Origin of the sequence: Acinetobacter sp. AM (assembly GCF_003105055.1) — a bacterium.
Classification (GTDB): Bacteria; Pseudomonadota; Gammaproteobacteria; order Pseudomonadales; family Moraxellaceae; genus Acinetobacter; species Acinetobacter tibetensis.
On sequence record NZ_QETG01000007.1, the window covers coordinates 1 to 21,275 of the forward strand.

The following is a 21,275-nucleotide window of genomic DNA, read 5'->3' on the forward strand; positions in this document are numbered from 1 at the left end:
TTAATATTCTCAATACCCTCAATTGTCCTAAAACAATATAAAAAGTCATCATGATGCTCAATACAGACAAAAAAGTTTTTCTCTTTAAAAGAATCATAATCGTCAAGTAGCAAATATAATGCGCAATTACGTTGAAAATCAAAACCAACCTGAGCATCTACGCCACCATTTACAGACTTCTTATTCAAAATTATCAGCCTTTAAAACCATATAATATAATTAAATAAACCCCATCATTAAGATAGGGTCTTTTAAAATAAATTTCAAATATTTATAGACTAAATAATTAAGCCACTTGGCCTTCTAAAAAGTCCTGAGCAAAACGCTGAAGTACACCGCCCGCTTCATATACAGAAACTTCTTCTTCTGTATCTAAACGGCAAGTCACAGGCACTTCCACAATTTCATTTTTACCATCAGCAGTTGAGCGCTCAATCACCAACGTTAAATCAGAACGTGGCGCAATATTACCAATCACGCTATAAAGCTCTGTACCATCTAATTTTAAAGTCTTGCGGTTTACACCTGCTTTAAACTCAAGTGGTAACACGCCCATACCCACCAAGTTAGTACGGTGAATACGCTCAAAACCTTCTGCCACAATCGCTTCAACACCTGCAAGGCGTACACCTTTTGCAGCCCAGTCACGGCTTGAACCCTGACCGTAGTCAGCACCCGCAACAATAATTAATGGCTGCTTACGGTTCATGTAGGTTTCAATCGCTTCCCACATACGCATGACTTCGCCTTCTGGCTCTACACGCGCTTTTGAACCTTGCTTAATGGTACCGTCTGAACGGACCACCATTTCGTTATAGAGTTTCGGGTTAGCAAATGTTGCACGTTGTGCAGTCAGGTGGTCACCGCGGTGCGTTGCATATGAGTTGAAGTCTTCTTCTGGCAGACCCATTTTATGAAGATATTCACCCGCAGCCGAGTCCATCAAAATCGCGTTTGAAGGCGACAAATGGTCGGTGGTGATGTTGTCACCCAAAATCGCAAGCGGACGCATGTTCGCTAAAGTACGTGGTGCAGCCAACGCCCCTTCCCAATATGGTGGACGGCGGATGTAAGTACTTTGTGGACGCCAGTCGTAAAGCGGACTTTCAGCCTCTACGGTTACGCCTAAGTCAAACATTGGAATGTAGACTTTACGGAACTGTTCAGGCTTCACAGCTTCTTTTACTAATGCATCAATTTCAGCGTCAGATGGCCAAATGTCTTTCAGGTAAATCGGGTTACCGTCTTTGTCATGACCCAAAGCATCTTTTTCGATGTCAAAACGAATCGTACCTGCAATTGCATATGCCACGACAAGCGGTGGAGATGCCAAGAACGCTTGTTTTGCATATGGATGGATACGGCCATCGAAGTTACGGTTACCAGACAGTACTGCTGTTGCGTACAAGTCACGGTCAATAATTTCTTGTTGAATGACTGGATCTAACGCACCCGACATACCATTACAAGTTGTACAAGCATAAGCCACAATACCAAAACCAAGTTGTTCTAAGTCTTTTAAAACACCCGCTTCTTCAAGGTAAAGTGCAGCCGCTTTTGAACCCGGTGCAAATGATGATTTCACCCAAGGTTTACGAACCAAACCAAGTTCATTCGCTTTACGTGCCAATAAACCTGCCGCCACAGTGTTACGTGGGTTAGAGGTGTTGGTACATGAAGTAATTGCAGCAATAATGATTGCGCCATCAGGCATTAAGCCATCAGAACGGTTTTCAACAACACCTGCAATGCCTTTTTCTTTTAGGTCCGCAGTTGAAACACGTGCATGTGGGTTTGATGGACCAGCAATGTTACGTGTTACTTCTGATAGGTCAAAACGTAGTACGCGTGGGTACTCTGCTTTGGTCATGTCAGTTGCCCAAAGGCCGATTTCTTTTGCGTACTGTTCAACCAATGCCACTTGAGCATCTTCACGACCTGTTAGGCGTAAGTAGTCGATTGTGTTTTGATCGATGTAGAACATCGCAGCCGTAGCGCCATATTCTGGTGTCATGTTCGAAATGGTTGCACGGTCGCCCACAGACATGCTGTCAGCACCTTCACCAAAGAACTCAAGGTATGCACCAACCACGCGCTCTTTACGCAAGAACTCTGTCAATGCCAATACGATATCGGTTGCCGTGATGCCTGCTTGACGTTGACCAACAAACTCAACCCCAATAATGTCTGGCAAACGCATCCAAGATGCACGACCCAACATCACGTTTTCAGCTTCTAAGCCACCCACGCCCACAGAAATTACGCCCAAAGCGTCTGTATGTGGCGTGTGTGAGTCTGTACCGACACATGTGTCTGGATATGCCACGCCATCACGCGCCTGAATCACCGGAGACATTTTCTCTAGGTTAATCTGGTGCATGATGCCGTTCCCCGCAGGGATCACGTCAACATTTTTAAATGCTGTTTTAGTCCACTCAATAAAGTGGAAACGGTCTTCGTTACGACGGTCTTCAACAGCACGGTTTTTTTCAAAAGCGTCTGGGTCAGCACCGCCATATTCCACTGCTAAAGAGTGGTCGACAATCAGTTGTGTCGGCACAACTGGATTGACTTTAGATGGGTCGCCGCCTTTGTCGGCAATTGCATCACGCAAACCTGCAAGGTCAACCAATGCAGTTTGACCTAAGATGTCATGACACACGACGCGCGCAGGATACCAAGGAAAGTCTAAGTCCTGACGGCGTTCAATTAGCTGCGTTAAATAGGCAGTTAAGTTCTCGGCATCGGCACGGCGTACCAATTGCTCTGCGAGTACTTTAGACGTGTAAGGCAGTTTTTCGTATGCGCCTGGCTGAATATCTTCAACGGCTTGACGCACGTCGTAATATTCAAGCTGAGTACCTGCCAGCGGTTTACGGTATTTTGTATTCATTAACCACGCTCCGCCAATGGTTTAAATTCGAGGTTTTCAGGGCCTGTGTAGTTCGCGCTTGGGCGAATAATCTTGCCGTCTTGGCGTTGCTCAATCACATGCGCTGACCAACCCGCAGTACGTGCAATCACGAATAATGGGGTGAACATGGCAGTTGGAACGCCCATTAAGTGATAGCTCACCGCACTGAACCAGTCGAGGTTGGGGAACATGTTTTTCACTTCTTTCATCACGGCTTCTAAACGTTCCGCAATCAAATACATTTTTTTGTTTTCTTGCGCATCCGCCAATTCAAGTGCAACTTGCTTAATCACTTCGTTACGTGGGTCAGCGATGGTGTAAACAGGGTGACCAAAACCAATCACGACTTCTTTGTTTTCTACACGCTTACGAATGTCTGCTTCTGCTTCATCTGCGTTGTCATAACGCTGTTGAATCACGAATGCAACTTCGTTTGCACCACCATGTTTCGGACCACGTAATGCACCAATCGCGCCTGCAATGGTTGAGTACATGTCTGAACCTGTACCTGCAATTACACGTGACGTAAACGTCGATGCGTTGAACTCATGCTCTGCGTACAAAATCAACGACGTGTGCATGGCTTGAATCCATTGTTCACATGGTTTTTCACCGTGTAACAAATGAAGGAAGTGCGCACCAATTGAGTCATCATCGGTTTCAACTTCAATACGTTTGCCGTTGTGACTGAAGTGATACCAGTAAAGCAACATTGAACCGAAAGATGCCATTAACTTGTCTGCGATGTCGCGTGCACCTGCATAGTTATGGTCTTCGTGTTCTGGAGTTAAGCAACCTAGAACTGAAACACCAGTACGCATCACATCCATTGGGTGCGCATATGGTGGGAGTTGTTCTAACGCCGCTTTAAGTGATGCAGGTAAACCACGAAGTGCTTTCAGTTTATTCTTATAGGCTTTGAGTTCCGCTTTATTCGGTAATTTGCCATGAACCAAAAGGTAAGCCACTTCTTCAAATTCACTTTGACCCGCAAGATCTAAAATGTCATAACCACGGTAGTGCAAGTCATTACCACTACGACCTACGGTGCAAAGTGCTGTATTACCCGCCACTTGTCCGCTGAGTGCGACTGATTTTTTAGGTTTGAATCCGCTTGTTGTTGCATTCATGAGATCTTCCTTCTTCCATTGGGTGGATCAATTCATTTTTATGCTTTGCGTCAGTTTTATTTCCTACACTGACGCGAAGATTTTTATGGTTAAACTGTTATTTATTTTTGACAAAAGAGGCATCAAGGTATTGTTCAAACGCATGATAGTTAATGCGATCATACAATTCTTGACGCGTTTGCATGGTATCAACCACGTTCTTTTGTGTGCCTTCTTTACGTAAAGTGGTGTAGACATTTTCCGCTGCCTTGTTCATCGCACGGAAAGCCGAAAGAGGATAAAGCGCAATGCTGACATCCGCAGAAGCCAATTCCTCTGTGGTGAATAATGGTGTAGAACCAAATTCAGTAATGTTGGCCAAAATTGGAACATTCGTTGCAGCAGCAAATTGTTTATACATCGCCAATTCAGTAATTGCTTCGGGGAACAACATGTCCGCGCCTGCTTCAATATAAGCACCTGCACGGTCAATTGCAGCTTGCAAACCTTCTACAGCCAAAGCATCGGTACGCGCCATAATCACAAACTTGTCATCACCACGCGCATCAACCGCCGCTTTAATACGGTCTACCATTTCTTGTTGTGAAACAATCGCTTTGTTTGGACGGTGACCACAACGTTTCGCGCCGACTTGGTCTTCAATATGCATAGCCGCTGCACCAAACTTGATGAGTGCTTTTGTCGTACGGGCAATGTTAAATGCAGAAGCACCAAAACCTGTGTCGGCATCGACCAATAAAGGCAAGTCACATACATCAGTAATACGGCGTACATCTGTCAGTACATCATCGAGGTTGCTAATACCTAAGTCAGGCAAACCCAAAGAACCTGCTGCTACACCACCACCAGATAAATAAATGGCTTTGTAACCTGCACGCTTTGCCAATAAAGCATGGTTGGCATTGATGGTTCCGACCACTTGTAATGGATGTTCACTTGCAACCGCATCACGGAATTTCTGCCCTGCTGATAACGTTGACATACGTCCTCCCTCTCTCTTCATCATTAAATTAGGTTTTGTTCAATATTTTGATAAGACGCAGCAATGTGGCGTCGCATCAGTAATTCCGCGAGTTCTGCATCACCTTCGGCAATGGCATCTAAAATACGAATATGTTCCGACAAGGCTCGATGCGGACGATTGGGCGTTTTGGAATACTGAATTCGATACATCCGAATCAGGTGATACAACTCATCACATAGCATCTTTTCCAAAGTTTTATTGCCACAGTTCTTGATGATGCAATAATGAAAATCGTCCTGACCTTCTTGTAAGTAATAGCCTTTACCTTCTTTAAAATTCGGGTCTTGCGCATGTAAATGCAGCACTTCACGCAAATTTAAAATCTGTTGTTTGTCGATGCTTTGTGCAGCCAAACGGCAAGCCAAACCTTCCAAGTTTTCACGAATTTGATACAGCTCAAACAGTTGTTGATGCGATAAAGACACAACGCGCGCACCAACATGAGCGGTACGCTCCACCAATTTTTGCCCTTCTAAGCGGTGGATGGCTTCACGTAAAGGCCCACGACTAATGCCATACACACGTGCCAGTTCTGGTTCAGAAATTTTACTGCCAGGCGTAATTTCACCGCTCACAATCGCAGTTTGAATCTTTCTGAAAATCTGGTCGGTTAAAGTCGCTGTAGCGACTTGTTTTGTCTGTGGAGACAGCTCGTCAATTTGCATATTGTCAACAATCAGATCAATTATTAGCTAAAATAAGCACAAATAAATTAAAATGCAATAAGATTGTCAACAACTTTGGTATTAGAGTTGAAAATGTGATTGACGAAGACTTGACAACGTTTAAGTAAAATCATATCGGGTATCCGTTCTAAAGATGCTTCAATACAACAGCTCTTTAATTTATTTTAATTCAATATCTTAAATCTTATTTCAATGCTGATTCTGTGATAGAACTGCATTTTAGATGTCCATGTCGTGACCTACTCTATCAATACTTGGTTTGAGTCCAATCGCGAAGTTGTTCTTAATGACCCTTGAGTTCTATTGTCGACACTTCAGTTTTTGTTTTGTTCTATCTGTTATGCCGTAAATGGAAAAAAGCCTCAAGGAAATGCTTGAGGCTTTTGTTACCATTTATATGCTGCTGGACTTATTTCGCTTTTTGCAAACGTAAAGCATTTAAGACCACAGACAATGAACTGAGCGACATCGCCACTGCGGCTAACATCGGGGTAAGTAATAACCCAGTGAGTGGATAGAAAATCCCCGCTGCGACAGGTACCCCCAACCCGTTATACACGAAAGAAAAGGCAAGGTTCTGTTTCATATTACGCACGCCGAGTTTCGCCATATGCAGGGCATCGGCTGCTCCACGAATATCGCCTTTGACCAACGTCACTTGCGCCGTCTGTTTGGCAATATCAGTTCCATTCCCCATCGCAATCCCGACATTGGCTTGGGCAAGCGCTGGTGCATCATTAATTCCATCACCCGCCATCGCAACAATTTTGCCCTGCGCCTGATATTTCTTCACTATCTCCAATTTTTCGATTGGGGTACAATTGCCATGCACATGCTGAATGCCTAACTCTTTTGCCACCAGTTGCGCATTTTGCTCATGGTCACCTGTTGCCATCACCACTTCAATGCCATCATCAATCAATTGCTGAATCACTTGATGCGCATTGGCTTTAATCGCATCATGGATAGAAATATACGCTAGTACCTCTTGGCTATTGCTCAAGAAACTTATGACATTGCCTGTTGCACGTTGCTGGTCTAACTGGCTTTGTAAAGTGGTGTCTAACGTGATACCGAGTTGTTCTAGCAACTTTTGACTACCGATATAAAGGGTTTGCTCGCCAATCTGACCTTTGACGCCAAAGCCTGTAACATCTTCAAAGTCTGCCACTTTAAGCAATTGCTGTGCAGGCACCAACTGAGTCAGAGTTTGAGCAATCGGATGACTTGAATACTGTTCAATCGAGGCAATCCACTGTTCAACTTGAGTTTGTTCCACATTTGGACTGAGCAACTGAATTTCTTTAAGGCTTGGTTTACCTTCAGTCAAGGTTCCAGTTTTGTCGACTATCAGCGTATTGACCTTACTTAAGGCTTCAATCGCTTCCGCATCTTTAAACAGAACACCTTTCTGTGCTGCACGACCTGTAGTGGCCATCACGGACATTGGCGTTGCTAAACCAAGCGCACATGGACACGCAATAATCAGTACCGCTACAGCACACATCAATGCCAAGTCAAATTGCGCACCACCAAACACCATCCATGCAATGAAGGTCAAAGCACTAATTAACAACACCACAATCACAAAATATTTAGCAAATACATCGGCTAAACGTTGTAGCGGTGCTTTAGAACGCTGCGCTTCCGCAACTGTCTGAATCATTTTCGATAACGTTGTATTCGCACCTACAGCCGTGGTTTGTATACGAATACTGCCCTGCTGATTCACTGTACCGCCAATGACTGTGTCATGCACTTGCTTTTTCACTGGCACAGGTTCACCCGTCATCATGGCTTCATCGACATAGGTTTTGCCTTCTACCACCACGCCATCCAGTGGAATCTGATCACCTGAGGAAATCTGTAAAATATCGCCTTGTTTGACCATGCCAATATCTACTTCAATCACTTGATCGTTTTGAACCAACTTAGCGGTGTTGACTTGCAGTTTCAGTAAGGCTTTCAATGAATCTGCTGTTTTGGCACGGGCTTTTAGCTCCATGATTTGACCAAGCAAACTTAAAGACACGATCATACAGGCCGCTTCATAATACACCGCGACGCCATGCCCTGTTTTGGCTGCCATCGGAATCAGGCTTGGGAAGATGGTCGCCACGACACTATAAATATAGGCGGCTAATACCCCAACCCCAATCAGGCTCCACATATTCAGGTTACGGGTTTTATACGAGGTCCAACAGCGCTCAATAAACGGTTTACCCGCCCACAGCACCACAGGAGTCGCGAGGACTAGCTCAATCCACGGCTGAATATGCGGTGAAATGAAACTATGAAGATGTGAACCCATCGCCAAGACAAATACAATCAACGTCAGTGGTAAAGTCATCCAAAAGCGATGACTAAAATCTACCAATTCTGGGTTTGGTGCATCATCTAAAGTGGGTTGCATCGGCTCCAGCGCCATACCACAAATCGGACACGTGCCCGGCCCTTTTTGCACAATTTCAGGGTCCATCGGACAGGTATAGTCCATATCCGCAGCCCCTTCAGGCACAGGACGCTGATCAGGCGGAAGTAAATAAAACTCAGGATCACCCTTAAACTTGTCTAAGCAAGATGGATTACAGAAATAATAGGTCTGTTGTTGATAATCCGTTTTTAACTCTGTATTCGGATCGACTGACATACCACATACAGGGTCTATAAAATCGGCTGATCCAGATTGAGTACTGTGTTCATGTTGATGTTTCCCGCCACCACAGCAGCTACTTTTTGCAGGTTCTGCTTTAGGCGTTGCTGCACAGCAACTTGCTTTGCTATCTTGCGCTGTGTGAGGTTTTGGCTCACAACAAGACGTTTTTTTCTCAGTCAATTTTGAAGTTGACCCGCAACAGCCCGCAGTAGAAGTAGACCCCGATACTGCATCTTCAGTTTTTACATAAGCCTCTGGATTGGCAATGAATTTTTGCTGACATTTTTCACTACAAAAATAGTAGTTCTGATTCTGCCATTTAGTATGCGGTTTAGTTAAATCTGTCACGGTCATGCCACATACAGGGTCAATAAATATGGTCTTCGCTGTATCTGAAACAGCTTTTGATCCACAACCACAACCTTTGGAAGTCACTACAGCACTTTCCTCTTTCACCTGAGATGAAGCATTGCTTATCTCTGTTTTCGGTTGACTGCAACAAGCGCTTGATTGTTTTTCTGAGCTTAAGTAAGCCTCTGGATTAGCTGCAAATTTCTTTAAACAGCCTGAGCAACAAAACAAATAACGAACTGATTGATGCTCATACACATGTGGAGAATCTTCCGCCACAGTCATACCGCAGACAGGATCGATATTTACCACAATAGGCGCTAATTTCTGTTTAGAACAGCAAGACGTTTTGTGTTGTTCACTCATTCTGACTCACCTTTTATTTTTTGATTGTGTTAGCATAAAGTCTGTACCTAGGTACTGAGTCAAGCCTTTTGGAGATTATTTTATGCTCACTATCGGCAAACTGGCAAAACACTGTCAAGTGAATGTGGAAACCATTCGTTATTATCAACGAATTGGTCTCATGCGCATTCCTGAAACCATGCAAAACTATCGCTATTACAGTCAGCAAGACATTGAAACCTTAAGTTTTATTCAAAAAGGCAAAGATGCTGGCCTGCAGCTCAGTGAAATTCAAGATCTACTACATTTACAACTGGATGATCGAGAGAAAGTCCGTGATGTGATTCAGCAACGTCTGGAAAAAATTGATCAACGGATTCAAGAATTAAATGCACTGAAACAGCGTCTTTCAAGTTGGGTGGATGAATGTAAAACCACAACAGACAGTTGCTGCCCAATTTTGCAAGAACTGAAAAAAAGTTCAACGACTGCACCATAAACAAATGCTGTCTTTTTGACTTGGCGATCACTTTAACACTTACCTTTTTGATACTCAGGACTGCGTTCACCATGTCGATTGAACTTGCCCAACTCAGAAAACAGCTTCGCAAACAACGCAGACAAGTTTCCGCCTATCAACAGCAGCAGTCCGAACAGCAAATTTTACAGCGCCTAAGACGTGTACCCGAATTCAAACATGCCACCCGTGTCGGTATCTACCTACATGCTTTTGGGGAAATTCAGACCCATAAAATCATTGAATATTGTTTTCATCAAAAAAAGTCGGTGTATTTACCGATGATTTGCAATATGAATCAACGCTTGGTGTGGGTCAAAGTTTCACGCAATCAATTTCAAAATAAGCGCTTTTCCCACCATCCACTGGGTATGCAAGAACCCATGGCAACACGTGGGCAGCACGTTTCACATTTGGATTTGCTACTGATGCCTTTATTGGCTTGCGATCCTTATGGCACACGCATTGGCATGGGCGGTGGTTTTTACGACAAAACCTTGGCTACTGCGCCCTATCACCGTCCGTTTCGCCTCGGTTTGGCCCATCACTTCCAGTTAGTACCACAGCATCTCATTCGAGAAAAATGGGATCAACCTTTAGATGGACTACTCACCCCTCAACAATATTTACGCTTCAAGCGCTAAAATTGACATTTTTGACTGTTGAGAATACTCAAAAATCAAATGTTTAGTCATTTTTTATACAATTTGCTTTGACCAACCCTTGTATTTTTTAAAATACCCATCACTATAAAAAATATGGCAACACCGTTGTCACTCATTAGGAGTGCCCATGTCTGAAATTATTATGAATCAAGAAACCTTAGAGCCTCAGGTTCCAAGTGTATTACCACTTTTAGCGTTACGTGATGTGGTGGTGTATCCACACATGCAAATCGCGCTATTTGTAGGTCGTGAAAAATCGATCAATGCAGTTGATGTGGCTCGTAACAGTGACAATCTAGTATTTGTGGTTGCTCAGAAAGATTCTCTTTCAGAAGAAATTGATCACGACAACTTATATCAATACGGTACTGTCGCGAAGATTGTGCAAGTTGTGAATCATGAAAATGATGAAAACTGTATAAAAGTATTAATTGAAGGCTTGCATCGTTCAAAGCTAGAAAAAATCATTGATGAAAATGATTATCTAACCGCAGAACATGCGCTTAGCCCAATGTCAGTCCACATTGACGAAACAACGCAAGAAACACGCGTTCAAGAATTACGTGCCCTGTTTGCTCAATATGCGGAAGCAAAACTACGTAATGCACGTGAACTGATTGCTGCTGCGAACAAGATTGACGATTTACTGCAATTGTTATTCTTCGTAGCGACCCGTGTTCCACTGAATATTGATGTGAAGCAAAAATTCCTCGAACACGATGAATTTGAAGCACATTTACAAGAACTGATGACATATTTATTGCAACAATCTGAAGAGCAACAGATTGAGCAAACTTTACATGACTCAGTAAAGCGTCAAATGGAGAAAAATCAACGCGAATACTTCCTCAATGAAAAGATGAAGGTCATTCAGCGTGAGCTTTCTGACATGAATGGCGGTGCGGAAGATGACGTTGCTGAGATTGAAAAACGTCTTGCTGAAGCTGATTTGCCCGAACACGTGCGTAAAAAAGCTGAAAGCGAATTCCGTAAACTCAAAGCAATGCAACCTGCGTCTAGTGAAGCGGCTGTGGTGCGCAATTATATCGAGGCCATTTTAGATACGCCTTGGAATAAAGCCAGCAAAGTCAGCATTAACTTAAGCAAAGCGCAAGAAATTCTCGATGCAGATCATTACGGCTTAGACGACGTGAAAGATCGTATTGTGGAATATCTCGCAGTTCAATCTCGCGTGAAAAAACTCAAAGGTCCGATTCTATGTTTAGTCGGCCCTCCGGGTGTAGGTAAAACTTCACTGGGTGAATCGGTTGCGAAAGCAACAGGTCGTGAGTTTGTCCGTATGGCACTGGGTGGCGTACGCGACGAAGCGGAAATCCGTGGTCACCGTCGTACCTATATCGGTGCGATGCCGGGTAAAATTGTGCAATCATTAACCAAAGTTGGTGTAAAGAACCCATTGTTCTTGCTCGATGAAATCGACAAGATGGCGCAAGACTACCGTGGCGATCCAGCTTCTGCGTTGCTTGAAGTACTTGACCCATCACAGAACAACAAGTTTAACGATCACTATTTAGATCTTGATCTAGACTTGTCTGAAGTGATGTTCATCTGTACTGCCAACAGCATGAATATTCCAGAAGCCTTGCTGGATCGTATGGAAGTGATTCGTCTACCGGGTTATACCGAAGATGAAAAAGTCAATATTGCTGAACGCTACCTTGTGCCTAAAGCCATTAAGAACAATGGTCTACGTGCGAAAGAACTGACTGTTCATGAAGAAGCGATTCGTGACATCGTGCAGCGTTATACACGTGAAGCTGGTGTGCGTAGCTTAGAGCGTGAAGTCTCTAAAATTGCCCGTAAAGTGGTAAAAGAAGCGGTCAGTAAAAAGGCGAAAAACCTGCAAGTTGATGTGACTTCGGCCAATCTTCCAGATTACTTAGGTCCACATAAATTTGACTTTGGTATGGCGGAAGATGAAGCACAAGTCGGTCGTGTCAACGGTTTAGCATGGACTTCTGTCGGTGGTGAGTTATTGACCATTGAAGTTGCTGCTGTGAAAGGTAAAGGTAAATTCATTACTACGGGTTCACTCGGTGATGTGATGAAAGAATCGATTACCGCAGCCATGACCGTGGTACGTACACGTGCAGATGAGTTAGGCATCGAGTCAACTCGCTTTGAAGAGACCGATGTTCACGTCCACTTACCAGAAGGTGCAACACCAAAAGATGGTCCATCTGCTGGTTTAGCACTGACTACAGCATTGGTTTCTGCCTTCACAGGCATCCCAATTCGCCCTGACATTGCCATGACAGGTGAAACCAGTCTTGGTGGTCGTGCAATGCGTATTGGTGGTTTGAAAGAAAAATTGCTTGCTGCACATCGTGGTGGCATTAAATTAGTCTTCATTCCTCAAGATAATGTCCGTGATCTTGCCGAGATTCCTGAAAATGTGAAAGAAGGTCTTGAAATTAAAGCGGTAAAATCAATTGATGAGATTTTGCCTCTTGCCTTGACCTCTATGCCTGAACCTTTGGTCAAAGCACCGATTGTAAAACCAGTCGATGATGGTAAAAAAGCAGCACGTCACTAATTTCAGCAAGAATGAAAAGAGAGCTACGGCTCTCTTTTTTTATTACAATTTACTGTTGATAATACCACATATCTTTATGCTTTTATCCCCTACAATAAATTGCATCCATAGGATGATACAGGACCATTAAAATGAAAAACCCTGTCGGATGGTTTGAAATATATGTCAATGACATAACCCGAGCCAAACAATTTTATGAAGCCGTATTTAAGATTCAACTCTCTGAACTCACTCCTCCTTCTGAGGGTAACTCGCTTCAAATGTGGGCTTTCCCATCGGATATGCAAGCCTATGGCGCTTCTGGTGCTTTGGTAAAAATGTCAGGTATCGCCGCTGGTGGGAATAGCACATTAATCTATTTTTCATGTGAAGACTGTGCAGATGAAGCTGCCCGAATTGGTCATGCTGGTGGCAAAATCCATGAAACAAAAACTTCAATCGGTGAGTACGGATTTATTGTTTTAGCTTTTGATACAGAAGGGAATATGATTGGTTTACACTCCATGAAGTAAACCAGTGTATCGTAAATAATTTAAGATTATCGTATGTTCTGACTTTTAGTATTAAGTAAGTTTACCTTCACAAATCAGACTTGAAAAAACAGAAAAAAAGCCCCATATATAATAGTAAGAATACATATGTGCTGTATGTTTCTTATTCCTAAAGGTTATCTGTTTCTCCAGGCAGATAATCTCTTGATCGCAGTCCTTACACTATTCAAGGACTGCGTTTTTTATTGGTATTTTTTATTTTTTCTACATAAAAAATAATGATGCCCTTTTATCCCACATTATTTACTTCAATATTGTTTGCACCAGCCCATCGATCACCTGAGTCATCTTTTCAAGATTTAACGTCTTTAATGTGTCCGCAGCCGTATGATAATTCTTATTCCGATAAAAAGCGGTATCGGTCAGCATAATCGCAGGAATATCATAATTCCAATAGTTACTATGACTGGAAAAATTCAGCCCAGGGGTAAAAGATGGTGCAACTAAACGTTGGCATTCCAACTGCTGCATTGCAGCACAAAAACGCTCACCTAGCCCACGCGAATCGATATCACTCACCGCTGCAATAAAGTTGCCATGGCTCGGATAAATCCATTTCAATCCAACAGGATATTCTTGTACCAGTGCTGCATCGTAGTAGCCAATCATTTCCAGAATATAAACTCCTCGAATCTTATCACGCTGTGCTTGTACGGATTTGGCATGTACATAACTGCCCATATATTCAGTATTGGTATACGGTGGTTCTTCAAGCGTATAAAAAGCGAATTCTACATTGTGGCTCAGATGGCTTTTTTCCTGTGACAAAATACGAGCCGTTTCAATTACTCCTGCGACCCCAGAAGCATTGTCATCTGCTCCCTGTACTTCACCAAACACATCATAGTGTGCGCCCACAATGACTTTTTCGGCACCACCCACATTTAATGAACAGACCACGTTGCGATAATTCTGCCGATTCACAATATAATTCTGAAATTGACAAGGAATACCAAATAAACGCATTTGCTCTTTAATCCAAGCTGAAACTCGATTTAATTCGGCAGTATTTTGATGATTCCGAAATGACCCTGTACCAATAATTTGCTGTAGATAAAGTTGTACATTCTGAACATCAGCTTGTTGACTGATGGCAGAATTGGCCTGACTCTGCGTAGCCACCGATATAGCGACCATCAGTAAACCCACCCAACCTATTTTAAAAAATTTCTTCCTTTTCATTTATTATTATTCCACCGTCATCGCAATTTTTTCCGTTCTTAAAGAGCATTAATGCAACAGCCAGTAATTATTTTCAATTGCAAAATGTATATCGACATTGGATTGTGTTCATTCAACGCTATAATTCTGCTGAATTAGCATGTGATGCCAGATATGAAAATACGAATTCTGACCATCGGTCAAAAAATGCCAGCATGGGTTCTGACGGGTTTTGAAGATTATTTCAAACGAATTCAACCCTTTGTACAGACTCAAATTATTGAGCTACCAATGGCAAAGCGTGGAAAAAATGATTCTGAAGCCGACATTTTAAAATATCGACAAATTGAAGGTGATAGCATTTTAAATGCGCTCAAACAGAATGAAACGCTCATCGCGCTTGAAGTGGGTGGTCGTGAATTCAGTACTGAAAAACTGGCAGACACCATGAAATCTTGGATGTTGGAAGGCAATGATGTCGCCTTAGCAATTGGTGGACCAGATGGTCATTCAGAAGCGGTCCGTAAAGCAGCAGCGTGGCATTGGTCGTTATCAAAACTGACCTTGCCACACCCTTTGGTGCGTGTCATGCTGATTGAACAGTTATATCGAGCCATGAGTATTAACCACAATCATCCCTATCATCGGGCGGGTTAAAGCTGTTCTCCATCATTCTATAATTGCAACAATACGTTGAATAGAAACTATTTATTCAATTATTCGTATTTGGCATGATGAACATATTCTTTTATTCAAATTAGGCGCAAGACAATGAATCTACAAACTTTACCAGGTTTATTTATTTCACATGGATCTCCCATGCTTGCGCTTAACCCTGAACAAGTTGGCCCAGCTTTACACCGTTTAAGCTTAAATCTCCCGACGCCCAAAGCCATTGTTGTGATGTCAGCACACTGGGAAAGTCAGGCACTGGAAGTTAATACGGGCATCCGCCCAGAAACTTGGCATGATTTTCGTGGTTTTCCCCCTGCGCTGTATGAAATTCGCTATCCTGCCCCAGGTGAACCTCAACTTGCCGAAGACATTTTAAAGCGCCTGTCCGATGCAGGATTTGATGCGCATGCTAACAATAGCCGCCCGCGTGATCATGGCGTGTGGATGCCATTACTCCACATGTTCCCAAATGCAGATATTCCAGTGGTTGAAATTTCACTCCCCATACATATGTCCGCAGAACAGATTTATCAAATTGGGCAAGCTCTTTCAGTTTTGCGTGAACAACAGATTTTACTCATCGGTTCAGGCAGTATTACCCATAATTTGTCTGAATTGTCATGGCATGGGGAATCTCAGGATGTGCCTGTATGGGCATCCACCTTCCGTAATTACGTCGTTCAAAAACTAACGCATCAAGACTATGACGCTGTATTAGATTGGAACAGCATTCCCTATGTACAGCGCAACCATCCAACCCTAGAACATTTTGCGCCTCTATTTTTTGCAATGGGTACTGGAACGCGATTCAACATTGTACATAGCAGTTTTTCTATGGGTTCATTGGGAATGGACATTTACCGTTTTGACTAATCCTTTATAAACATTAAAGAAATGAATACAAATGTTGTACACGTATTCATTTCTTTTTTTTATTAATCATTTAACCTTTAGTTTTGTAGCTATTCACTAAAGTGTTAATTTAAAAATGAAATTGAAATACCTTTTACTTGCTTTGTTGCCTTTTTCTCTTGCTGCTTGCCAATCAACTCAAACACCATCAAATTTGGATCAAGCCGTGAATGTACAATCAATTCCTGATCAAAACAAAACACTTGCTGCCTATGAATGGATCAGCACCACATCGACCACGCCAAAACCTTTAACACTGTCGTTTAATACACAAGGACAATTGTCCGTAAAAACGAGCTGTAACGGTTTAGGTACGAGCTGGAAAGTTGAAGGTGACAAAATTGTCACAGGTGCAATGATGGGCACACAAATGGCTTGTGCTGAACCCGCGATGCAACAAGAACGCTTAGCCGCAGATTTACTCGGGCAACGTTCAATTCAATTTACCTTGAATAGCCAAAATATTGAAGCACCGACATTAACACTGGTTTCTGCGAAAGGCGAAAAACATGTCTTTGTTGGGAAAATGACACCTGAAACGAAATACCAATCTCAAGGTGAAACCCTCTTTTTAGAAATTTCACCAGAAACAAAAACCTGTTCCGCAGGTGTCGCTCGTATTGAGTGCTTACAAGTTCGTGAAATCAAATATGATGACAAAGGTATAAAAACAACTGTCGATAAAAATTGGACTTTATTCTACGACCAGATCGAAGGCTATACTCACGATTCTAAAACCCGCCAAATTGTTCGCGTAAAACGTTTTGAACGTCAAAACTCTGCTGCGGATCAATCAAAATATGCTTATGTGAAAGATATGGTCATTGAAACCGAAACTGTAAAATAAGCACATATAAAAAAAGCCGATACAATTGCATCGGCTTTTTTATATGTGCTATTTATTCAGCTTTAGAACACACCCTGTGACAGCATGGCATCTGCAACTTTTACAAAGCCTGCAATATTGGCACCATCTACATAATTAATGCTACCGTCTGCTTTCGTGCCATATTTAACACAATTGCGGTGAATCTCTTTCATAATCGCATGTAAGCGCTCATCAACTTCTTCGAAACCCCAACCTAGACGTAAAGCATTTTGTGACATTTCTAGACCTGAAGTTGCAACACCCCCTGCATTGGATGCCTTACCTGGTGCATACAGAATTTTCGCTGCAACAAATTTTTCAACAGCGTCGAGGGTTGAAGGCATATTGGCACCTTCTGCAACACAGAAAACACCATTGGCTAATAATACCTCTGCATCTTCACCCGTCAATTCATTCTGAGTTGCACATGGTAAAGCGATATCACAAGGAATCCCCCAAGGGCGTTTGCCTTCTAAATATTCAAATCCATGCTTAGATGCAAATTCAGAAATACGTCCACGCGCTTCATTTTTCAAATGCATCACTTCTGCTAGAAGTTCGTCGGTAAAACCATCTTTGACATAAACCGTACCATTCGAGTCTGAAAGTGATACGACTTTTGCACCTAGGAACATGGCTTTTTCCGCAGCAAACTGTGCAACATTACCTGAACCTGAAATGGTCACGGTTTTTCCTTGGAAACTGTCACCACGCGTTTTTAGCATTTCTTCAGCAAAGTATACTGTGCCATAACCCGTTGCTTCTGGACGTGCCAAAGAGCCGCCAAATGCCAAGCCTTTACCAGTAAATACACAAGAAGTGTCATTACTGAGCTTTTTCATCATGCCTGCCATATAGCCGACTTCACGGCCACCAACACCAATATCTCCAGCAGGAATATCTGTGTTAGAACCTAAGTGACGGTATAGCTCAATCATTAATGCTTGGCAGAAACGCATGATTTCGCCTTCTGATTTCCCTTTAGGGTCAAAGTCAGAACCCCCTTTTCCGCCACCCATAGGCAACGTTGTTAAGGCATTTTTAAAAGTCTGTTCAAAACCCAAGAATTTTAAAATGGATAAATTGACAGAGGGATGGAAACGCATTCCCCCCTTAAATGGACCAATTGCTGAGTTGTATTGAACACGAAATGCTCGATTTACATGGGTATTGCCTTGATCATCTACCCATGACACGCGGAATTGGATGGCACGTTCTGGTTCAACTAAACGCTCAAGTAATCCATGTGCTGCATACTTTGGGTTCTTTTCAATGAATGGCCACAGACTGGTCATCACCTCTTCTACCGCTTGTAGAAACTCGGGTTGGTGTGCATCACGTGTTTTTACGTAATCCAAAAAGTCGTTTAGGCTACTGTATTTCAACACTTCATCCTCAGCAATTTATGAATCAAAATAGGTCAAAATTAAATTAAGTGATAAATTTTGGCGCAAAACATTAAATACTTTTTATCTACCTTCCACAATATTTATTTAAAATAACATCATATTTTCAATATATAACAAACAATTATTTAACTATTACTCAAAGTTTGTCTTTTCTGTTTTTTAAACCCTAGCTTAACAATTCACCCAAGCCTTGCACTATATAAATACACTAAATGCATTAATTTGGAACACAAGATTAATCCATTGAATCATGCTAAAATTCGGGAAAATTTGACTCTATCTCTCTAATCCTGTTTTAAAGACAGGTGTGGTTTTCGCATGATTTCGCAAATTGCTCTCATTCAACACATCGACTCTCTACTCCCCCAAACTCAATGTGGTTTATGTGGTCATCGAGATGGTTGCCTTCCCTACGCCAAAGCGATTGCAGAAGGAGAAGCAGCCAATAAATGCGTACCAGGTGGGCAACCTGTTGCAGATGCTCTAGCCCTTTTGCTACAGCGTCAACATTTACAGGTTGAAGAAAGCGTATGGCCACTTCAGGCGGATGGACGTCCGCAACGGATGAAAGCCATTATTCGAGAAGATGAATGTATTGGTTGTACCAAATGTATTAGTGCATGCCCTGTCGATGCGATTATTGGATCAGGTAAACTCATGCACAGTGTCTTGACTGATTTGTGTACGGGCTGTGAACTTTGTATTCCACCCTGTCCAGTCGACTGCATTGATTTGGTCGAAGACTTGAATAGCTTACCGAATGAAATTGAGCGTACTAAGGAACAAAACAATTTACGCCAGCGCTACTATGCTCACATTCAGCGAGAAGAAACTCGGCGCTTGCACCGCAAAGGACCTGTGGTACGTGCCGAGATTGATACCACATTATTTGCTCAATTCTCTACTCAACTTGACTCTGTACCTGTGATTGAAGTCGCAGATAAAACACCTGCTGTAGCCAATCAAAATGCCCAATCAACCATTGAATTGGCAAAGTTACGGACACAAATTAAAAAATTAGAAAAACAACTTAGTGTTCGTGAAGATGTCGCCAAACGTGCTCAATTGCTAACATTGACCGAACAACTCAATGCATTGCAAGGGGTTTAAACATGACAACCAAAACCTCTACCGTTAAAAACATGACCAAGAAGCAAATTCAAACCTTCTTTGAACGTTTACGCGATCAACGTCCGAATCCAACCACTGAATTAAACTTTTCAACACCATTTGAGCTGTTAATTGCTGTGACTTTATCGGCTCAAGCCACTGACGTGAGTGTCAATAAAGCCACGGACAAATTATTCCCCATTGCCAATACGCCTGAAGCCATTTTTGGACTGGGTGTCGAAGGACTCAAGCAATACATCAAAACCATTGGTTTATATAATTCCAAAGCTGAAAATGTCATTAAAACTTGCCAAATTTTAATGGAGCGACATAACAGTCAAGTGCCGAATAATCGTGCTGACTTAGAAGCTTTACCTGGCGTTGGACGTAAAACTGCAAATGTGGTGTTGAATACCGCATTCGGACATCCAACCATGGCGGTGGATACGCATATTTTTCGTTTAGGTAATCGGACTGGGTTAGCGGTAGGAAAAAATGTACTCGAAGTGGAACATCGACTGGTCAAAGTGATTCCCAAAGAATTTATGGTCGATGCACACCACTGGCTGATTCTTCATGGTCGTTACTGCTGTATCGCACGTAAACCCAAGTGTGCCGAATGTGTGGTTTCAGATGTGTGTAATTGGCCAGAGCGCTTTGAATTTGGGGCTCCCCGCGCGATTCCTGTTAATAATATTTAAGGAGCACAGTGCATCTAGCACAAGATGCGCTGTCATCCAAAAATCACGCTCTTATTTTTTAGGCTGTTTTTGTTTCAATTTCGGATGTAACTGATATTGAGGTTTTTCCGCAGTTTTACTTTCTTCTTTTTGCTTTTGTTGGGTTTCTCTTAACATTTTAAAGCTGATATACAACAAACCCAGCAACATCGCCAAGCAAGCCACCACTAAAATGAATAAACCAATTTTTAACAAAATCGTATCCTCAAAAAGTTCGGACAAATAAAAAGAGCCCTAATATGACTTAGGACTCTTTTAAAGTCAAAAATTCAGTTTTGAATTATTTTGACTGATCTAAAATCGCGAACAAATCTTTTTGTACGTCTTCAATTGCACGTAAACCATTTAACTTGTCATAAGTCGGGGCATTTTCACCAGAAGCAGCACGACCTTGGTAGAATCCAACCAACTGTTCAGTTTCTGTATGATATGAACCTAGACGCTTACGAATAGTTTCTTCTTGGTCATCTGGACGTTGAACCAAATCTTCACCAGTTTCGTCATCTTTGCCTTCAACTTTTGGTGGGTTGTAAACAACATGATAAACGCGACCAGATGCAGGGTGCTGACGACGACCAGACAAACGCTGAACGATTTCTTCGTCAGGAACTTCAATCTCGATCACATGATCGATATTAATGCCTTCTTTTTCCAAAGCTTCAGCCTGCGGAATCGTACGCGGGAAACCATCAAAAATGCAGCCGTTCACACAGTCAGGTTGAGCAATACGTTCTTTTACCAGACCAATGATCAGTTCATCAGAAACCAGACCACCGCTTTCCATTACGCTTTTAGCTTTAAGACCTAATTCAGTACCTTCACGAATTGCAGCACGGAGCATATCACCGGTTGAAATTTGTGGGACATTGTAGCGCTTACAGATCAACTGAGCTTGTGTACCTTTACCTGCTCCAGGTGGTCCGAGTAAGATAATGCGCATAAAAAAACATCCTCATTTAAAACAATATGTATGATACTTCGAGCCAACAATTATGCAGATCTAA

The 21,275-nt window shown here is 42.4% G+C and carries 19 protein-coding genes; 9 read left to right on the plus strand and 10 right to left on the minus strand.

All coding sequences use genetic code 11. The features are described from left to right. The 6 genes from DCO44_RS16745 to DCO44_RS05160 form a co-directional block, all read right to left on the minus strand. The coding region (locus DCO44_RS16745) for a DUF4297 domain-containing protein (protein ID WP_228157508.1) at positions 1–188 on the minus strand (188 nt) is incomplete at its 3' end. A gap of 98 nt (positions 189–286) precedes the next feature. Continuing rightward, complete coding sequence (acnD, locus tag DCO44_RS05140; protein WP_116759724.1) at positions 287–2,893, minus strand: Fe/S-dependent 2-methylisocitrate dehydratase AcnD; 2,607 nt, start codon at positions 2,891–2,893, stop codon at positions 287–289. Then, positions 2,893–4,044, minus strand: coding sequence for a 2-methylcitrate synthase (gene prpC / locus DCO44_RS05145; RefSeq protein ID WP_116759726.1), 1,152 nt, complete (start codon positions 4,042–4,044; stop codon positions 2,893–2,895). The genes acnD and prpC overlap by 1 nt, the downstream gene beginning before the upstream one ends. Before the next feature lie 97 nt (positions 4,045–4,141). Then, positions 4,142–5,026 (minus strand): methylisocitrate lyase, encoded by an 885-nt coding sequence (gene prpB, locus DCO44_RS05150; protein ID WP_016165869.1) that lies wholly within the window; start codon positions 5,024–5,026, stop codon positions 4,142–4,144. 23 nt (positions 5,027–5,049) lie between these two features. Then, positions 5,050–5,733 (minus strand): GntR family transcriptional regulator, encoded by a 684-nt coding sequence (locus tag DCO44_RS05155; protein ID WP_116759728.1) that lies wholly within the window; start codon positions 5,731–5,733, stop codon positions 5,050–5,052. Positions 5,734–6,163: 430 nt separating this feature from the next. Then, positions 6,164–9,127 (minus strand): heavy metal translocating P-type ATPase, encoded by a 2,964-nt coding sequence (locus DCO44_RS05160; protein WP_116759730.1) that lies wholly within the window; start codon positions 9,125–9,127, stop codon positions 6,164–6,166. 82 nt (positions 9,128–9,209) lie between these two features. Between DCO44_RS05160 and DCO44_RS05165 the strand changes: the two genes are divergently transcribed. The 4 genes from DCO44_RS05165 to DCO44_RS05180 all read left to right on the plus strand — a co-directional run bounded on the left by DCO44_RS05165 (position 9,210) and on the right by DCO44_RS05180 (position 13,357). Then, entirely contained in the window at positions 9,210–9,605 is a 396-nt protein-coding gene (locus tag DCO44_RS05165; protein WP_116759732.1) for a MerR family transcriptional regulator, read from the plus strand. A 71-nt stretch (positions 9,606–9,676) separates the two neighbouring features. Next, entirely contained in the window at positions 9,677–10,267 is a 591-nt protein-coding gene (locus DCO44_RS05170) for a 5-formyltetrahydrofolate cyclo-ligase (RefSeq protein WP_116759734.1), read from the plus strand. 148 nt (positions 10,268–10,415) lie between these two features. Further along, on the plus strand, positions 10,416–12,845 hold the full coding sequence (gene lon / locus DCO44_RS05175) for an endopeptidase La (RefSeq protein WP_116759736.1): 2,430 nt from the start codon (positions 10,416–10,418) through the stop codon (positions 12,843–12,845). A 131-nt stretch (positions 12,846–12,976) separates the two neighbouring features. After that, entirely contained in the window at positions 12,977–13,357 is a 381-nt protein-coding gene (locus DCO44_RS05180; RefSeq protein WP_116759738.1) for a VOC family protein, read from the plus strand. Positions 13,358–13,639: 282 nt separating this feature from the next. Here the strand turns inward: DCO44_RS05180 and DCO44_RS05185 are convergent, their stop codons facing one another. After that, positions 13,640–14,578: a M28 family peptidase gene (locus DCO44_RS05185; RefSeq protein ID WP_416224519.1), complete on the minus strand. Its 939-nt coding sequence runs from the start codon at positions 14,576–14,578 to the stop codon at positions 13,640–13,642. A gap of 153 nt (positions 14,579–14,731) precedes the next feature. Here DCO44_RS05185 and rlmH point away from each other — a divergent pair, with 153 nt between their 5' ends. The 3 genes from rlmH (at position 14,732) to DCO44_RS05200 (ending at position 16,991) form a co-directional block, all read left to right on the plus strand. Next, entirely contained in the window at positions 14,732–15,214 is a 483-nt protein-coding gene (gene rlmH, locus DCO44_RS05190; RefSeq protein ID WP_026441300.1) for a 23S rRNA (pseudouridine(1915)-N(3))-methyltransferase RlmH, read from the plus strand. Positions 15,215–15,328: 114 nt separating this feature from the next. Beyond that, on the plus strand, positions 15,329–16,105 hold the full coding sequence (locus DCO44_RS05195) for a DODA-type extradiol aromatic ring-opening family dioxygenase (RefSeq protein ID WP_116759740.1): 777 nt from the start codon (positions 15,329–15,331) through the stop codon (positions 16,103–16,105). A gap of 115 nt (positions 16,106–16,220) precedes the next feature. Further along, positions 16,221–16,991 carry an META and DUF4377 domain-containing protein gene (locus DCO44_RS05200; protein WP_116759742.1) on the plus strand — a complete coding sequence of 257 codons (771 nt, stop codon included), beginning with the start codon at positions 16,221–16,223 and terminating at the stop codon, positions 16,989–16,991. A 62-nt stretch (positions 16,992–17,053) separates the two neighbouring features. Here DCO44_RS05200 and gdhA read toward each other — a convergent pair whose 3' ends face one another. Further along, positions 17,054–18,397 carry an NADP-specific glutamate dehydrogenase gene (gdhA, locus tag DCO44_RS05205; protein WP_116759924.1) on the minus strand — a complete coding sequence of 448 codons (1,344 nt, stop codon included), beginning with the start codon at positions 18,395–18,397 and terminating at the stop codon, positions 17,054–17,056. Between the two features lie 342 nt (positions 18,398–18,739). On the opposite strand from gdhA, the gene DCO44_RS05210 reads away from it, so the two are divergent. Further along, positions 18,740–19,531, plus strand: a complete 792-nt coding sequence (locus DCO44_RS05210; protein ID WP_116759744.1) for an RnfABCDGE type electron transport complex subunit B — start codon at positions 18,740–18,742, stop codon at positions 19,529–19,531. 2 nt (positions 19,532–19,533) lie between these two features. Next, positions 19,534–20,232 carry an endonuclease III gene (nth, locus tag DCO44_RS05215; RefSeq protein WP_116759746.1) on the plus strand — a complete coding sequence of 233 codons (699 nt, stop codon included), beginning with the start codon at positions 19,534–19,536 and terminating at the stop codon, positions 20,230–20,232. Between the two features lie 51 nt (positions 20,233–20,283). On the opposite strand, the gene DCO44_RS05220 is transcribed toward nth, so the two are convergent. Beyond that, positions 20,284–20,466 carry a hypothetical protein gene (locus DCO44_RS05220; protein WP_116759748.1) on the minus strand — a complete coding sequence of 61 codons (183 nt, stop codon included), beginning with the start codon at positions 20,464–20,466 and terminating at the stop codon, positions 20,284–20,286. An 85-nt stretch (positions 20,467–20,551) separates the two neighbouring features. Further along, positions 20,552–21,211: an adenylate kinase gene (gene adk / locus DCO44_RS05225; protein ID WP_116759750.1), complete on the minus strand. Its 660-nt coding sequence runs from the start codon at positions 21,209–21,211 to the stop codon at positions 20,552–20,554. Between the last annotated feature and the right edge of the window lie 64 nt (positions 21,212–21,275).

What these genes read in the sequence shown, in the direction of transcription:
- DCO44_RS05180 (WP_116759738.1), top strand. Translation starts at nt 12,977, where the DNA reads ATGAAAAACCCTGTCGGATGGTTTGAAATATATGTCAATGACATAACC.
- DCO44_RS05195 (WP_116759740.1), top strand. Translation starts at nt 15,329, where the DNA reads ATGAATCTACAAACTTTACCAGGTTTATTTATTTCACATGGATCTCCC.
- DCO44_RS05185 (WP_416224519.1), bottom strand. Translation starts at nt 14,578, where the DNA reads ATGAAAAGGAAGAAATTTTTTAAAATAGGTTGGGTGGGTTTACTGATG.
- rlmH (WP_026441300.1), top strand. Translation starts at nt 14,732, where the DNA reads ATGAAAATACGAATTCTGACCATCGGTCAAAAAATGCCAGCATGGGTT.
- acnD (WP_116759724.1), bottom strand. Translation starts at nt 2,893, where the DNA reads ATGAATACAAAATACCGTAAACCGCTGGCAGGTACTCAGCTTGAATAT.
- DCO44_RS05155 (WP_116759728.1), bottom strand. Translation starts at nt 5,733, where the DNA reads ATGCAAATTGACGAGCTGTCTCCACAGACAAAACAAGTCGCTACAGCG.
- adk (WP_116759750.1), bottom strand. Translation starts at nt 21,211, where the DNA reads ATGCGCATTATCTTACTCGGACCACCTGGAGCAGGTAAAGGTACACAA.
- lon (WP_116759736.1), top strand. Translation starts at nt 10,416, where the DNA reads ATGTCTGAAATTATTATGAATCAAGAAACCTTAGAGCCTCAGGTTCCA.
- DCO44_RS05160 (WP_116759730.1), bottom strand. Translation starts at nt 9,127, where the DNA reads ATGAGTGAACAACACAAAACGTCTTGCTGTTCTAAACAGAAATTAGCG.
- prpB (WP_016165869.1), bottom strand. Translation starts at nt 5,026, where the DNA reads ATGTCAACGTTATCAGCAGGGCAGAAATTCCGTGATGCGGTTGCAAGT.
- DCO44_RS05210 (WP_116759744.1), top strand. Translation starts at nt 18,740, where the DNA reads ATGATTTCGCAAATTGCTCTCATTCAACACATCGACTCTCTACTCCCC.
- DCO44_RS05170 (WP_116759734.1), top strand. Translation starts at nt 9,677, where the DNA reads ATGTCGATTGAACTTGCCCAACTCAGAAAACAGCTTCGCAAACAACGC.
- DCO44_RS05165 (WP_116759732.1), top strand. Translation starts at nt 9,210, where the DNA reads ATGCTCACTATCGGCAAACTGGCAAAACACTGTCAAGTGAATGTGGAA.
- DCO44_RS05200 (WP_116759742.1), top strand. Translation starts at nt 16,221, where the DNA reads ATGAAATTGAAATACCTTTTACTTGCTTTGTTGCCTTTTTCTCTTGCT.
- nth (WP_116759746.1), top strand. Translation starts at nt 19,534, where the DNA reads ATGACAACCAAAACCTCTACCGTTAAAAACATGACCAAGAAGCAAATT.
- prpC (WP_116759726.1), bottom strand. Translation starts at nt 4,044, where the DNA reads ATGAATGCAACAACAAGCGGATTCAAACCTAAAAAATCAGTCGCACTC.